At 63.6% G+C, this 14,151-nt stretch carries 11 protein-coding genes; 6 read left to right on the top strand and 5 right to left on the bottom strand.

The window, feature by feature from the left end; translation table 11 throughout:
- Positions 1 to 25 precede the first annotated feature (25 nt).
- Both BRAS3843_RS22545 and BRAS3843_RS22540 read left to right on the top strand, forming a co-directional pair.
- Positions 26 to 1,018, top strand: a complete 993-nt coding sequence (locus BRAS3843_RS22545; protein ID WP_008971368.1) for a glutathione S-transferase family protein — start codon at positions 26 to 28, stop codon at positions 1,016 to 1,018.
- 99 nt (positions 1,019 to 1,117) lie between these two features.
- Entirely contained in the window at positions 1,118 to 1,741 is a 624-nt protein-coding gene (locus BRAS3843_RS22540) for a glutathione S-transferase family protein (RefSeq protein ID WP_008971367.1), read from the top strand.
- Positions 1,742 to 1,789: 48 nt separating this feature from the next.
- Here the strand turns inward: BRAS3843_RS22540 and BRAS3843_RS22535 are convergent, their stop codons facing one another.
- The 4 genes from BRAS3843_RS22535 to BRAS3843_RS22520 all read right to left on the bottom strand — a co-directional run bounded on the left by BRAS3843_RS22535 (position 1,790) and on the right by BRAS3843_RS22520 (position 4,735).
- Positions 1,790 to 2,008, bottom strand: coding sequence for a hypothetical protein (locus BRAS3843_RS22535; RefSeq protein ID WP_008971366.1), 219 nt, complete (start codon positions 2,006 to 2,008; stop codon positions 1,790 to 1,792).
- Between the two features lie 217 nt (positions 2,009 to 2,225).
- Positions 2,226 to 3,302 (bottom strand): HAMP domain-containing sensor histidine kinase, encoded by a 1,077-nt coding sequence (locus BRAS3843_RS22530; RefSeq protein WP_008971365.1) that lies wholly within the window; start codon positions 3,300 to 3,302, stop codon positions 2,226 to 2,228.
- A complete protein-coding gene (locus BRAS3843_RS22525) occupies positions 3,289 to 3,981 on the bottom strand; it encodes a response regulator transcription factor (RefSeq protein WP_008971364.1) in 693 nt (230 codons plus the stop codon). Before BRAS3843_RS22525 ends, BRAS3843_RS22530 begins: the two co-directional genes overlap by 14 nt.
- Before the next feature lie 241 nt (positions 3,982 to 4,222).
- Positions 4,223 to 4,735: a hypothetical protein gene (locus tag BRAS3843_RS22520; RefSeq protein ID WP_008971363.1), complete on the bottom strand. Its 513-nt coding sequence runs from the start codon at positions 4,733 to 4,735 to the stop codon at positions 4,223 to 4,225.
- Positions 4,736 to 5,513: 778 nt separating this feature from the next.
- Here BRAS3843_RS22520 and BRAS3843_RS22515 point away from each other — a divergent pair.
- Positions 5,514 to 7,655, top strand: coding sequence for an autotransporter outer membrane beta-barrel domain-containing protein (locus tag BRAS3843_RS22515; RefSeq protein WP_008971361.1), 2,142 nt, complete (start codon positions 5,514 to 5,516; stop codon positions 7,653 to 7,655).
- An 839-nt stretch (positions 7,656 to 8,494) separates the two neighbouring features.
- Here the strand turns inward: BRAS3843_RS22515 and BRAS3843_RS22510 are convergent.
- Complete coding sequence (locus BRAS3843_RS22510; protein ID WP_008971360.1) at positions 8,495 to 9,325, bottom strand: alpha/beta hydrolase; 831 nt, start codon at positions 9,323 to 9,325, stop codon at positions 8,495 to 8,497.
- A 609-nt stretch (positions 9,326 to 9,934) separates the two neighbouring features.
- Between BRAS3843_RS22510 and parC the strand changes: the two genes are divergently transcribed.
- From parC to BRAS3843_RS22495, 3 genes are all read left to right on the top strand, one after another.
- Positions 9,935 to 12,187 carry a DNA topoisomerase IV subunit A gene (gene parC / locus BRAS3843_RS22505; RefSeq protein WP_008971358.1) on the top strand — a complete coding sequence of 751 codons (2,253 nt, stop codon included), beginning with the start codon at positions 9,935 to 9,937 and terminating at the stop codon, positions 12,185 to 12,187.
- A gap of 173 nt (positions 12,188 to 12,360) precedes the next feature.
- Complete coding sequence (locus BRAS3843_RS22500) at positions 12,361 to 13,155, top strand: N-acyl homoserine lactonase family protein (protein ID WP_244425449.1); 795 nt, start codon at positions 12,361 to 12,363, stop codon at positions 13,153 to 13,155.
- Between the two features lie 118 nt (positions 13,156 to 13,273).
- The coding region (locus tag BRAS3843_RS22495) for a cation diffusion facilitator family transporter (protein WP_035982486.1) at positions 13,274 to 14,151 on the top strand (878 nt) is incomplete at its 3' end.

Below are 14,151 nucleotides of genomic sequence, written 5' to 3'. Positions count from 1 at the left end.
GGCCGTGATGTGAAGGAGTGTGGCCATGGGATTGCTCGTCGACGGCCAATGGCACGACGTCTGGTACGACACCGGGGCGACCGGCGGCCGCTTCGTGCGCAAGGATTCGGCCTATCGCAATTTCATCACCGCTGACGGCAGCGCCGGCCCGACCGGCAGCGGCGGCTTCAAGGCGGAAGCCGGGCGCTATCACCTCTATGTCAGCCTGGCCTGTCCCTGGGCGCACCGCACCTTGATCATGCGGGTCCTGAAGGGGCTTAACGAGATGGTCTCAGTCTCGGTGGTCAACTGGCTGATGGCCGAGCAGGGCTGGACCTTCGCCGACGGTCCCGGCGTCGTCGCCGATGACGTCAACCATGCGCAGTTCCTCTACCAGGTCTACACCGCGGCCGATCCGCGCTATTCCGGCCGGGTCACTGTTCCCGTGCTGTGGGACAAGGAGCGGCGCACCATCGTCAACAACGAGTCCGCCGAGATCATCCGGATGCTGAACTCGGCCTTCGACGGCATCGGTGCCACGCCCGGAGACTACTACCCGGAACCGCTGCGCGGCGAGATCGACGCGATCAATGCGCGGGTCTATGACACGCTCAACAATGGCGTCTACAAATGCGGCTTCGCAACTACGCAAGGCGCTTATGAGGAGGCGGTCGCACCGCTGTTCGCCACGCTCGACTGGCTGGAGGAGAGGCTGTCGACCCGTCGGTTCCTGCTCGGCGAGCGCCTAACGGAATCGGATATCAGGCTGTTCACCACGCTGATCCGCTTCGATGCGGTCTATGTCGGCCACTTCAAGTGCAACATCCGCCGCATCGCCGACTATCCGCATCTTTCGGCCTATACACGCGATCTCTACCAGTGGCCCAGCATCGCCGGGACGGTGAATTTCGAGCACATCAAGCATCACTATTACGAGAGCCACCGCACCATCAATCCGACCGGCATCGTCCCGGTCGGGCCGCTGCAGGATTTCACCTTGCCGTCTGGGCGAGAGCGGCTGTCGATCCGGAAAGCTTGAGCGCCATCACTCTCCGGTTACCTCCCAAAAACTTTTGCGGGTCATGTCGATCTGGCCCACCCCCGTTCGTCTTTGAGACATCACGGATGGAGAACCGGCATGAAGATCTACTGGATCAAGGCTCAGGCGCCGCGCCGCGTGCTGGCGCTGGTCAAGCATCTCGGTGCGCAGGCGGAGTTCATCGAGACCAGCCGCGCGTTGAAAACACCGGAGTTTGCCGCGCTCAACCCCAACATGAAGGCGCCGGTGCTGGTCGATGGCGACCTCGTGCTATGGGAGTCGAACGCGATCATGGCCCATCTCTGCATCCGCGAAAGCTGCGACATGTGGCCGGCCCGCGATCCGCAGGAGCAGGTCGAGGTGATCCGCTGGCTGTCCTGGAACGACTGTCATTGGGCGCCCGCAGTCGGGCCGTTCTATTTCGAGCACATCGTCAAGCGAACGTTCGGCTTCGGCACGCCTGACCGCGCGGCGCTGGTCGGGAAGGTGCCGAACCTGAAGACGTTCGCGGCCGTGCTCGACGGTCATTTGCGGTCGCGTACCTATGTCGCCTGCGACCGCCTCACCATTGCGGATTTCGCGCTGGCCTCGATGGCGACCGACTGGCGCGATGCGGAGATGCCGCTCGAGACATTTCCGAACATCGTCCGCTGGCTCGATACCCTGATGCGGTTGCCGGCCTGGGCCGATCCCTGGCCGCAGGCGCAATCGGCCGCGGCGTGAGACGAGCGACGACCTCTCTCGCAAAAGCGAAGCTCGCCGAGAGCCGGTCTACACCCGCGGCATGATCTGCAGCTCGAGCAGCGCCAGCCGCTGCATGTTGGCCACGTTGCGCTCGCCGGCCTTGGCGGCGCGCAGCACCGCCTCGGCGAGCAGCGTGACATGGGTTGAACTGACCGGCTCCGGCAATGCGGCTACCGCCGCACCGAGCGCCTCCGTCATCAGCGCGATTACCTCAGGAGAGAAAGCAGCGTCGGAAAAGTTCTTCATCGTACGAAGTCCGCATTCCAGCATGGACCGCGACCGGACCCTGCTGGCGCGAACCTGGCTCGCGCGACAAACAGCAATGGCCGTCGTCAGCCCGTCAACGGCGATAACGCAATACGACCTGCAGGAGTGAGAACCCGCGAGCGCGATGCAGGTTCCCCCCGTGGATTTACGGTCGGCACGCTGCGCGCGGCAGCTCAAGGGCAGGGGCTGTCTTGGTTCACTGCGCGGACGGCGGTGGAAATCGGAGCTCGACCAGGAGTCCGGGAGCATTGTCGCGCAGCGAGATCTCGGCGCCATGCAGATGCGCCACTGCGGCGGCGAGGCTCAAGCCCAGCCCATTGCCCGGCGTGTAACGGCTCCGCTCGAGCCGGTAGAAGCGCTTGAACACTTGGTCGTGCTGGTCCGCAGGGATGCCGGGGCCATTGTCGGCGATCGCAATCACTGCTGCACCATCGCTGGTCGTGCAGGTCACCGTCACCTGGCCGTGCGCGCGGCCGTGCTTGACGGCGTTGTCGACGAGATTGGCAATGGCATCGAACAGGAGGTCGCGGTCGCCGGTGACCTTCACCTCGCGGTCACCCGCAAGGCCGAGCCGCGTCGCGACCTGTTCGGCCGCGGCGTCGTAGAGCTCGACGACTTCGCCTGCGATGTCGACCAGGTTCAGTTCGCGGAACGCCCCCTTGCGCGCCCTGGTCTCGATCTCCGAGATCCGCGTGATGGAGGTGAACATGCCGAGCACCGCGTCGAGATCGGCGATGGTGTCGCCGATCAGCGTCGCATCGGTCTCGTTGTTGCGGGGGGCATGATAGGCCTTCTCGAGCCGTCCGCGCATGCGCGTGAGCGGCGTGCGCAAATCGTGCGCGACGTTGTCGCCGACCTGCTTGACCTCGCTCATCAATGTCTCGATGCGGTCCAGCATCTGATTGAGATTCTCCGCCACCCGATCCCATTCGTCGTGGCTGCCGCGCAGCGGAATTCGCTGGTCGAGGCCGGAGAGCATGATGGCGCGGCTGGTGGCGTTGATCTGTTCGATCCGCCCGACCGTCCGCCGCGTCACCAGCACGGCGGCGACGGCAGCCAGCACCAGCAGCAGCCCCGTCGCCGCGATCATCGCGAGCGCGATCGTCCTTGTGAAGCTGTCGTGATCGCCGACATCGCCGACCCGGCTGTGCACATAGGCCAGCGTCCCGAAATAGACATAGGCGATCATCGCTCCGACGATTACGCCGAAAATCCCGATCGCGATCAGCGCCAGGCGGAACGTCGATGATCTGAGTGTCTTAGCCAGGAGCACGGAGGCAATACCCGACGCCGCGGATGGTGTGGATCAACGGATAGGCCTGGCTGTCGTCGACCTTGCGTCTGACACGACCGACATAGACGTCGATGATGTTGGTGGAGGGATCGAAATGCAGGTCCCAGACGTGCTGCAGCAGCATCGCGCGGGAGACGACGCGGCCCTCGTTGCGGACGAGATATTCGAGCAGTTGGAATTCGCGCGGCAACAGCGGGATCTTCTTGCCGTGCCGGCTGGCGCTGCGCAGGATCAGGTCGATGGCGAGATCGCCGACGCGCAGGATCGTCTCTTTGGCGATGGTTTCGCTGCGGCGGCCGAGCGCCTCCAGTCGCGCGAGCAATTCGACGAATGAGAATGGCTTGACCAGATAGTCGTCGCCGCCGGCGCGCAAGCCCCGCACGCGGTCGTCGACCTCGCCGAGCGCGGAGATGATCAGGAACGGCGCCGCAACGCCATCGTCGCGCAGCTCACGCATCACCGCGAGGCCGTCGACATCAGGCAGCATGCGGTCGATGGTGATGACGGCATAGTCGCGTTCGCTGCCGCGGCTGAGCGCCTCGCGACCGTTCGCGGCAAGATCGACCTCGTAGCCGGAGGCCGTGAGCTCTTCGACGAGCTGCCCGGCGGTCTCCTGATCGTCCTCGACGACGAGAATGCGGCGGTGACCTCCAGTCATGGTTCAACTCCGCGCGGCGGCCGCAGCTGGAGCATGATCCGGAAAAGTGCCATGCGGATTTCCCTCGCGACAAACGCGGAACGCGTTTGCGCGGAGATCATGCTCAATCAAAAATCTGGAGCGCGACGGCAATTCGACCGATCCATCGCGCTCTGGTGTCCCGGCTCTGACGTTCATGTCACTTGTCGCAAACAGGTATGCGAACGTCAGAACCGAAGGATACCAATATAGTCGCGCTGCGCTAGTACCAGGTGTCTCCGCACGCATTGATCCATTGCCAGCCCCAGGGCGTCCAGCTGCGCTGCCAGCAGCCGTCATAATAGCCATAGCCGGCGTACAGGAATGGCGCGCCGAAGAAGGCAAAACGGCGGTGGTGGTGGAAGAAGAAGGCGTGACGACCGATAAAGTGCCCGCCATGCCAGCCCGCGCCGCCGAAGCGGGGTGCGAAGGCCGCATGCGCTCCCATCGGCCCGCCGGCAAAGCGAGCGCCCCCGAAACGTGCGCCACCGAAAGCCGGTCCGCCAAAATGCGCGCCGCCCATGCCGCCCACGTGCATGCCGCCGCCGCCGAAATGTCCACCGCCAAAGCCGCCGCCGCCGAAATGGCCACCGCCGAAGCCGCCGCCAAAACCGCCGCCGTGGCCGCCACCGCCACCAAAGCCGCCGCCGCCACCGCGGGCGAGAACGGGCGAGGCGATCGCGAGCGAAGCGGCGAACGCCGCCGCAACGATACCGGTGAGAAGCCTGTTGGTCATCGGAACATCCTCCATACCATGCGGCGATAGTCGCGCCGCGCGAGGAGGACCAGATGAGGCGCCGGCAGGCTCTGCTTCAACTTACAAATGTGCCAGTTTCTGACAGGGAAGTCAGAATGCGGAGCCTGACTGCCTCGCGCGCTCGTTCGGACACGGGATCGAATTAGCAAATTCGATCTGAACTGCCGCGGCCCGTCGAGCCGCTCGCATCGATCCCAGTCTTGGAAGCCGTCAGCTGTCTGCAGATGATCGATGGTCCGACACGGGGCGAAGCTCGCGTCGGCTCCGGAGCGATGACGGCCGGTCAGGTCCGATGAGCGAACAACTTGAGTGTCGGCCGAAGCGTCTTCCATGGGATGAAAGCCGGAGTAGCTGGCGTTGAGTCCAGGCGGAAACAATCAATTCCCGGGATGCCGGGAGCTGAGGCCGCTGTGAAACATTGGAACTTGGTTCAGCATGCCAGGCTGCGTGACAGAGCCGCAACACTTGTTCAAAAATGCAAACCCTTTGGTTGTTCCCGACACATATCGCAACCTCGATAGGATAGCATGCGGACTCAATCTAAGATTGAGGTGCCTGTTTGACGCAAGATGCGCAAAATGAACGCAGCACGTCGTCCAGAGCGCGCTGGTAGCGCTGACAAGGGCATTCGTGCGTCCAAGGCAGGCGGCCACCTCATCTCTCGTTCGGGATTGGGATCGGAGGCTGGCGAATGTGCGCAAACTCTGTGTCCGAGTACGTCGCTTTCGCAACTACAGCTTCTTTCGGGCGACGCGGTTTGTCGCTGCTCGGTTGCGCGCTGTCGAAATGGCGCCAGCTGTCGTGGCTTGTCTTGCCAGCGAGCGTTGCGCTTGTCCTCGCCGCGCCCGCGTCGGGCCAGACGCCGTTAAGCACGACCAACGAGCCGGCGGCGTGGATCGGCGGCACGGGGACAGATCAGTGGAACAATCAAAACAACTGGCAAACCCAGGCAGGCAGCCATGCAGTGCCGCTTCTCATTGCTAACTTCACGGGCCTCACGACCAACATGACGGTCCGCGACCAAAATAGTCAATCGATCGGCACCCTCAATTTCACCGCACCGGGCTATCTCCTGAGCTTGGAGAACAACACTGCTTTCACCGTTAACGGCGCAGGCTTCGTGATCAGCAATCCGGCCAATAGGCCAATCGTCGACATTGGTGTCGTCAACGGCGGGACCATCAAGTTCGTCAATTTTTCTACCGGAGACGTAGCGAAGTTTGTGATCGCGGACAACGGTACTTTCGATACATCGGGGCGCACGACCACAATCGGGATGACCGCGGGTGCGATCGATAACGCCGGCAGGATCATCATCGCTAATGGCAACGTCGACAGCGTTGGTAATGAGCTCACCGTCTTCGGATCCTACAATGGTCTTGGGGGCTCCATTTACCTGAGAACGAATCTGGGGACCGACAACTCGTTGTCGGACAAGCTCGTCATCGGTGGCAGCACGCCGATCAATTCTGCCGACGGACCGGCCCAGGCCATCGGCAACACCTTTCTGCACATCATCCTGGGTCCGAACAGTCCGGGCGCCTATACGACCGCAAACGGCATTCTTGTGGTGCAGTCGGTTAGTAGCAGCCCAACGACGGGCGCCTTCACGCTCGCCGGCGAGGTGCGCGCCGGCGCCTTCGACTATCGCCTGTTCCAAGGCAGCCTCAACGGCAATGATCCCACGGTCGCGAATGATTGGTTCTTGCGCTCGGACTTTCTCGGAGGGAATGGCGGGAACGGAGGCAACGGTGGCGGAGGCTCGATCTCGCCACCGGATGAACTGCCCCCTGATCCTGCCCCCGACAGCGGATTGCCGCCGCCGCCCGGCATCTGGCCGATTATCGGGCCGGAGCTTGCCACCTACGGCGTCGTGCAGCCGATCGCCCGGCAGATGGGGTTGACCACGCTCGGCACCTTCCATGAGCGCGTCGGTGATGCCGCAGCGGACGCCGCCTGTTTGAATGCCACACCCGACGACGCCCTCATCATCAAAGCATCGCCGATCACCAAAGCGCCACACATCGCGTACGGAAACTGCCAACAGGTCGTTTGGGGCCGCCTGTTCGGCCAGCAGATCGATAATCACTACCAGGCCTTCGCCGACCCGCGCGCCACCGGTCAGGTGGCAGGCCTCCAGACCGGGATCGACGTCTGGCGCGGCAGTTTGATCCCTGGCCACAGCGACACCGCCGGCCTCTACTTCGGCTATGGCAACGGCAGTGTGAGCGTGGATGGCCTCGTCACCAACGCGGCCGCAACCGCCTACATCCTGCAACACACCGGTTCGCTCAATCTCAATGCCTACTCGGTGGGAGCCTATTGGACCCACTTAGGCCCGACAGGCTGGTACGTCGACGCCGTGCTGCAAGGTTCGTTCTACACCGGCAATGCGACCACTCAGTTTGCCAAACTGCCGACCAATGGGACGGGCTTTGCCTCGTCGCTGGAAGCGGGCTATCCGATTTCGCTACCCTGGTTCGGGCCGCGCTTCGTGCTGGAGCCGGAGGGCCAGATCATCTGGCAGCGCGTCTCCTTCGATCATGCCAATGACGGCCTGGGCCAGGTCGGGCTCGGTACCACGTCCGGCGCCAGTGGGCGGCTGGGCTTGCGGGGCAAGTGGACCATCAACGACCCTGCCGGGCGCGTATGGCAGCCCTATGCGCTCGCTAATGTCTGGCGTGACTGGGGCGCGAACGCGACCACAATGTTCGGCGCCGACGCAGTGCCCTTGCTCCAGCAGGCGACGCGGCTGGAGTTCGCCGGAGGCCTCAGCGCGAAGATTCTTCCCGGCCTCAGCCTCTATGCCCAAGCCGGCTACCAGGTCGCAGTAAACAGTACTGACGGCGGCAGGCGCGACGGCGTCAAGGGCGACTTCGGCGTGCACTACGCGTGGTAAGTCTTGTCGAGCAAATCGGCGGATCGTCTCAAATCAAATAGAGGCCGAGATGGATCGGAAGCTAAGCCCCTAGGACGGAAGGGTGCCGAAGTTGGCAATGAAGGAAGGACGTCCGCTGGTGCGTTGTGCGCCTATCACCGGTGAAGGTCGATAGCGTGCCGCGTGGAGAAGTGGATTTTCCAAGTCCCTTCAAGGCGCAAGAGCGTTCGAGATATCGTCTGAAGATTTGTGTTTCGTTTTTTCAGAAATTGTGCTAGCTTTGCTCCATCCTGCTCCGACATGAGGGGCGTACGCGCGATCGTCACGATACGCGGGGCGGGGAGCGGTGGGCGTATTTATTCGCAGCGTGATCTGATCATGCGGACGAACGATGCGATACGCACGGTCAAGTCGTGTGGTCCTGGCGTCCCGGTGCTGGCGCTAAATGGGCGACGATGCTTCGCATCGCGTCGATGACGGGGACAAAAAAGCCGGTCCCCGGGGAGAGCACGAAGCAGCCGTTAAAACCGTCGCGCAGGGAAGGCCGGTTGATCCGGTTGAACCTGTGGTAACTGCCGCCTGCTTTTTTTCTGCAGGCGGGCCGCGGGTGTCAGCCGACATCCGGTCTTCCCTGCGCCCTCTACTTGTTTGGAGGGAGATCGAAGTTGATAGCTCGGATGCGAATGGCGTCGCGAGAACGGGGAAGCATGCCGATCAAGGCCGTCCCGCTGACACACATTCGACCCTCGTGGCCTGCGGAGGCGTGCGATCGAGTACGCCTCCGCCTCTCAGTACGACATCACGGCCTCTGGAATACTGGGTCCCCCGGCCGAGCCGGGGGACGACGTCGTGTGTGTAGTTTACCCCTTGATGAACGCCAAGAGATCGGCGTTGATCACGTCGGCATGGGTGGTGGCCATGCCGTGCGGGAAGCCGGGATAGGTCTTCAAGGTGCCATGCTTCAAGAGCTTGATGCCGATCTTGGCGGAATCGTCGATCGGCACGATCTGGTCGTCCTCGCCATGCATCAAGAACACCGGCACGTCGATCGCCTTGAGGTCCTCGGTGAAGTCGGTCTCGGAGAAGGCCTTGATGCAGTCGTAGTGCGCCTTGGTGCCGCCCATCATGGCCTGCCGCCACCAGTTGCGGATCACGCCTTCCGACACTTTCGCGCCAGCCCGGTTGAAGCCGTAGAACGGTCCGGCCGGGATATCCAGGAAGAACTGGGCGCGGTTGGCGGCGAGCGCCGCGCGAAAGCCGTCGAACACCTCCAGCGGGAGGCCGCCGGGGTTCTTGTCGGACTTCACCATGATCGGCGGCACCGCGCCGAGCAAAGCGGCCTTGGCGACGCGGCCCTTGCCGTGGCGCGCGACATAGTGGGCGACCTCGCCACCACCGGTGGAGTGACCGACATGAATGGCATCTTTCAGGTCGAGCTTTTGGACCAGTGCGGCGACGTCGGCCGCGTAGGTGTCCATCTCGTTGCCGTGCTCGGTCTGGCTGGAGCGGCCATGGCCGCGGCGATCATGGGCGATGACCCGAAAGCCCTGGTGCAGGAAGAACAGCATCTGGGTGTCCCAGTCGTCGGCCGAGAGCGGCCAGCCATGATGAAACACGATGGGCTGGCCGGTGCCCCAATCCTTGTAGAAAATCTGCGTGCCGTCGGATGTCGTTACGAATCCTGAGCTCATGGGGACTTGCCTTTCTTCCTTGTTTAAGTGCCGCTTTAAAGGAGCGGGGTATCACGCTTGCGCTCGCCTCAGCATTTAACAATGGCAAGGACGACGCGGCTGCCAACCTAGCTGACATCGGTGACATTCTCAGCAACAGAGACGCGATTGAGGCGTCATGCCGCGATCAGGAAATAGTTACGAGCGATTCAAATTATGACCGTCATGCATTCGTGGTCGCATTGATCAGGCGGTGCCTGACGAGTCCGGACTTGCACGTTCCGAATGCAGGACTGTCGGGCCACGTGCAAATATTGAGCAATGGGCAGAGCGATTGCGGCCTTGCTGAACTCGGCACGGCATTTGCGCCGGCTCACCTCGCCAGTCGGGCGCGCGCCAGGCCGGGGGGCGCGAGGGTAGACTCCGGCCGGCGATGTCAGCAATTTGGGCGCAGGCTGATTCGGGACTTCGAGGCCGCGCGTGGCCGGAGGCGGCGCCTGTCGGCCGCTTTTCCAGGTCCGAAACAGCGGCGCGCGACATTGCACCGTGCCGTCCGATCGCCTAAAGCGTGGTCCAAAGTTGATCAAGAATGCTCATTCGATGAGCTAACCCACTGAAAGCGTAGAGCTAATGGGCAAGACCCTGATTCCGCCGGAACCGGCCGAGATCCACGAAGTGGCGCTGCGCGAGGCGCTCGAGGAGCGCTATCTCAACTACGCGCTCTCCACCATCATGCACCGGGCGCTGCCTGACGCGCGCGACGGCCTCAAGCCTGTGCACCGGCGCATCCTCTATGGCATGCGGCTGTTGCGGCTGGATCCCGGCACCGCCTTCAAGAAATCCGCGAAGATCGTCGGCGACGTGATGGGTTCGTTCCATCCGCACGGCGACCAGGCGATCTACGACGCGATGGTGCGGCTCGCGCAGGATTTCTCCTCGCGTTATCCGCTGGTCGACGGCCAGGGCAATTTCGGCAATATCGACGGCGATAACGCGGCTGCCTACCGCTACACCGAAGCCCGTATGACGGATGTCGCGCGGCTCCTGCTCGACGGCATCGACGAGGACGGCGTCGAGTTCCGCCCGAACTATGACGGCCAATCCAAGGAACCGGTGGTCTTGCCCGGCGGCTTCCCGAACCTGCTCGCCAACGGCGCGCAGGGCATCGCGGTCGGCATGGCCACCTCGATCCCGCCGCACAACGCCGCCGAGCTTTGCGATGCGGCCCTGCATCTGATCGAGAAGCCGGAAGCCAAGTCGCGCGCGCTGCTCCGCTGGGTCAAGGGTCCGGACTTCCCGACCGGCGGCATCGTCATCGATTCCAAGGAAGCGATCACCGAGGCCTACACCACCGGCCGTGGCTCGTTCCGCGTTCGCGCCAGATGGAAGCAGGAAGAGGGCTCCCGCGGCACCTGGGTCGTGGTGGTCACCGAGATTCCCTATCTGGTGCAGAAGTCGCGGCTGATCGAGAAGATCGCCGACCTTCTGAACGAGAAGAAGCTGCCGCTGGTCGGCGACATCAGGGACGAGTCGGCCGAGGACGTCCGTCTCGTCATCGAGCCGAAATCGAAGAACGTCGATCCCGAACTGATGATGGAATCGCTGTTCCGGCTCACCGAGCTTGAGAACAAGATCCCGCTCAATCTCAACGTTCTGGTGAAGGGCAAGATCCCCAAGGTGCTGGGGCTCGCCGAATGCCTGCGCGAATGGCTCGACCATCTGCGCGACGTGCTGCTGCGGCGGTCGAACTATCGCAAGAAGCAGATCGAGAACCGGCTGGAGATCCTCGGCGGCTACCTGATCGCTTATCTCAACATCGACGAGGTGATCCGGATCATCCGCACCGAGGACGAGCCGAAGCCGGTGTTGATGAAGCGGTTCAAGCTCACCGAGGTGCAGGCGGACGCCATCCTCAACATGCGCCTGCGCTCCTTGCGCAAGCTCGAGGAGATGGAGATCCGCACCGAGGACAAGGATCTCCGCAAGGAGCTGAAGGGCATCAATTCGCTGCTGGCCTCCGAGGCCGAGCAGTGGGCCAAGGTCGGCGAGCAGGTCAAGACCGTGCGCGAGATGTTCGGGCCGAAGACCCCGCTCGGCAAGCGCCGCACCAATTTCGCTGACGCGCCCGAGCATGACCTTGCCGCGATCGAGGAGGCGTTCGTCGAGCGCGAGCCGGTCACGGTGGTGGTTTCGGAAAAGGGCTGGGTGCGCACGCTCAAGGGCCATGTGGAGGATCTCTCCAACCTGGCGTTCAAGACCGACGACCAGCTCGGCCAGGCCTTCTTTGCCGAGACCACCTCCAAGGTGCTGCTGTTCGCCAGCAACGGCAAGTTCTACTCGCTCGACGTCGGCAAGCTGCCGGGCGGCCGCGGCCATGGCGAACCGATCCGCATGTTCATCGATCTCGATCAGGACGCCTCGATCGTCTCGATGTTCGTCAACAAGGGCGGCCGCAAATTCCTGGTGGCGAGCTCCGATGGCCAGGGCTTCGTCGTCACCGAGGATGACTGCGTCGGCACCACCCGCAAGGGCAAGCAGGTGCTGAACGTGTCGGCGCCGGCGGAAGCGCGCGCGATCACCACCGTGGCCGGCGACCAGGTCGCCGTGATCGGCACCAACCACAAGATGGTGATCTTCCCGCTCGACCAGGTGCCGGAGATGGCGCGCGGCCGCGGCGTGCGACTGCAGAAATATACCAGCGCCCAGCTGTCGGACGTCGCGACCTTCGATCAGAAGGAGGGGCTTGGCTGGAAGGATTCGTCCGGCCGCGATCAGGGCCTCTCCTGGAAGGAGCTCGCCGATTATCGCGGCAACCGCGCCGATGCCGGGCGGATCGCGCAAGGCCTCCCGAAGTCGAACAAGTTCAACCGGCCGATCGAGTAGGACGGGAGACCGCGGGAGCCAGTCTGAGCGCTCGTCAGGTGTCCGGATAAGACCGCGGTCGAGCACGGCTCTGCCGGTTGGGCGGCGCGGAGGTTTCGTCAATCGGGTGCCGAGAGGGCCGCAAAGAAGGGAGGAACCAGGTGAGGCGGATCGTGGAAACCATCACGGCGGCAGTGATCGTAGCCGCATCGTGGACTGCGGCGAGCCACGCCCAGTCCGGCAGAGTCGAGCGCCTCTACATCCTCAACTGCGGCGAGGGCCAGGCCGGCGACATTTCCCGCTGGTCGCCCGGCGTCAACGAGGGGCAGCCGATGGACTTCGTCGACAACTGCTACCTGATCAAACATGCGCAGGGCTGGATGCTGTGGGACACGGGCATCCCCGATGCTGTGGCATCGATGCCGGACGGCCTGCCGCCGGCCGATCCAAAGGCCGTGACTTGGCGCCGTCCCAAGACGCTGATCGCGCAGCTTGAGCAGGTCGGCGTCAAGCCGTCCGACATCAAGGTGCTCGCCGTGTCGCACACCCATCCCGATCACATCGGCAATGTCGAACTGTTTCCGGATGCAATGCTCTATGTTCAGCGCGCCGAATATGACTGGCCGGGTGCTGACGGCCGGCCCCGCTTCAAGAAGGAGCATCCCGTCACATTGCTGGACGGGGATCGCGACCTGTTCGGCGACGGCAGCGTGACCATCCTGGCGACGCCCGGCCACACCCCGGGTCATCAATCGCTGCTGGTCAGGCTGCCGAAGACCGGCGAGATCGTGCTGTCTGGCGATGCCGTCCACTTCAGAAGCAATTGGGACAACCGCCGCGTGCCGGCTATGAATGTCAGCAAGGAGCAGACGCAAGCCTCGATGGAGAAGATCGCTACCGTACTGGCCAAGGATAAGGCGCAGCTCTGGATCAACCACGACAAGGCGCAGCGTGACGGCCTCAAGCTCGCACCGGGGTTCTACGATTGACTCTGCGGCGGATCGGCCGAGCCGGCGCGCAAGGCGCGACGTAATAGTATCCGTCTGCCGCCGCTCTATATAAGGCAGCGGCGATCGGCAGGTGCGCGATCGCCGGAGACAATTTCAGATGGCGCACTCGCATTCTCATCATCACGGCCATGATCATTCGCATGGCCATGCCGGGCACAGTCACGCGCCGGCCAGCTTCGGTGCGGCATTCGCCATCGGGGTCGCGCTCAACACCGGCTTCGTGATCGTCGAGTTCATCTTCGGCTATGCCGCGCATTCGCTGGCGCTGATCTCGGACGCCGTCCACAACCTGTCCGACGTGATGTCGCTGCTGCTGGCCTGGGGCGCGATGTGGCTGTCCGGCAAGCAGCCGACCGAGCGGCACACCTATGGTTATCGGCGCGCTTCGATCCTGGCCGCGCTCGTCAATGCGGGGCTGCTACTCGCGGTGGTCGGAGGCATCGCGGTCGAGGCGGTCGACCGGCTGCAGACGCCGGCGCCGGTCGCCGGCGCCACCGTGCTCTGGGTCGCCGCCGTCGGCATCATCGTCAACGGGGCCACCGCGCTCTTGTTCATGCGCGGCCGCCATAGCGACCTCAACATCCGCGGCGCCTATCTGCACATGGCCGCGGATGCCGGCGTGTCCCTGGGCGTCGTGCTGGCGGGTCTCGTCACCATGCTGACCGGCTGGCTCTGGATCGATCCGATCGTGAGCCTCGGCATCGCCCTCGTGATCCTCGTCAGCAGCTGGGAGCTGGCGCGCGACAGCGTCAACCTGGCGTTGGACGCGGTGCCGCGCGACATCGTGCTTGGCGCGGTGCGCGACTATCTGGCAGGGCTCGATGGCGTGAGCGAGGTCCACGACCTGCACATATGGGCGATGAGCACCAGTGAGACCGCACTGACGGCCCATCTGGTCCGGCCCGGTGGCACCGACGATGCCTTCCTGCACCGGGTCTGTGCGGAACTGACACACCGCTTCAACATCCAGCATCC

The sequence above is a fragment of the Bradyrhizobium sp. STM 3843 genome (assembly GCF_000239815.1).
Lineage (GTDB): Bacteria > Pseudomonadota > Alphaproteobacteria > Rhizobiales > Xanthobacteraceae > Bradyrhizobium.
This window is presented reverse-complemented; position numbering and strand designations above follow the sequence as displayed.

Coding starts and splice junctions, on each gene's coding strand:
- BRAS3843_RS22545 (WP_008971368.1), top strand. CDS start 26: ATGGGATTGCTCGTCGACGGCCAATGGCACGACGTCTGGTACGACACC.
- BRAS3843_RS22540 (WP_008971367.1), top strand. CDS start 1,118: ATGAAGATCTACTGGATCAAGGCTCAGGCGCCGCGCCGCGTGCTGGCG.
- BRAS3843_RS22535 (WP_008971366.1), bottom strand. CDS start 2,008: ATGAAGAACTTTTCCGACGCTGCTTTCTCTCCTGAGGTAATCGCGCTG.
- BRAS3843_RS22525 (WP_008971364.1), bottom strand. CDS start 3,981: ATGACTGGAGGTCACCGCCGCATTCTCGTCGTCGAGGACGATCAGGAG.
- BRAS3843_RS22520 (WP_008971363.1), bottom strand. CDS start 4,735: ATGACCAACAGGCTTCTCACCGGTATCGTTGCGGCGGCGTTCGCCGCT.
- BRAS3843_RS22510 (WP_008971360.1), bottom strand. CDS start 9,325: ATGAGCTCAGGATTCGTAACGACATCCGACGGCACGCAGATTTTCTAC.
- parC (WP_008971358.1), top strand. CDS start 9,935: ATGGGCAAGACCCTGATTCCGCCGGAACCGGCCGAGATCCACGAAGTG.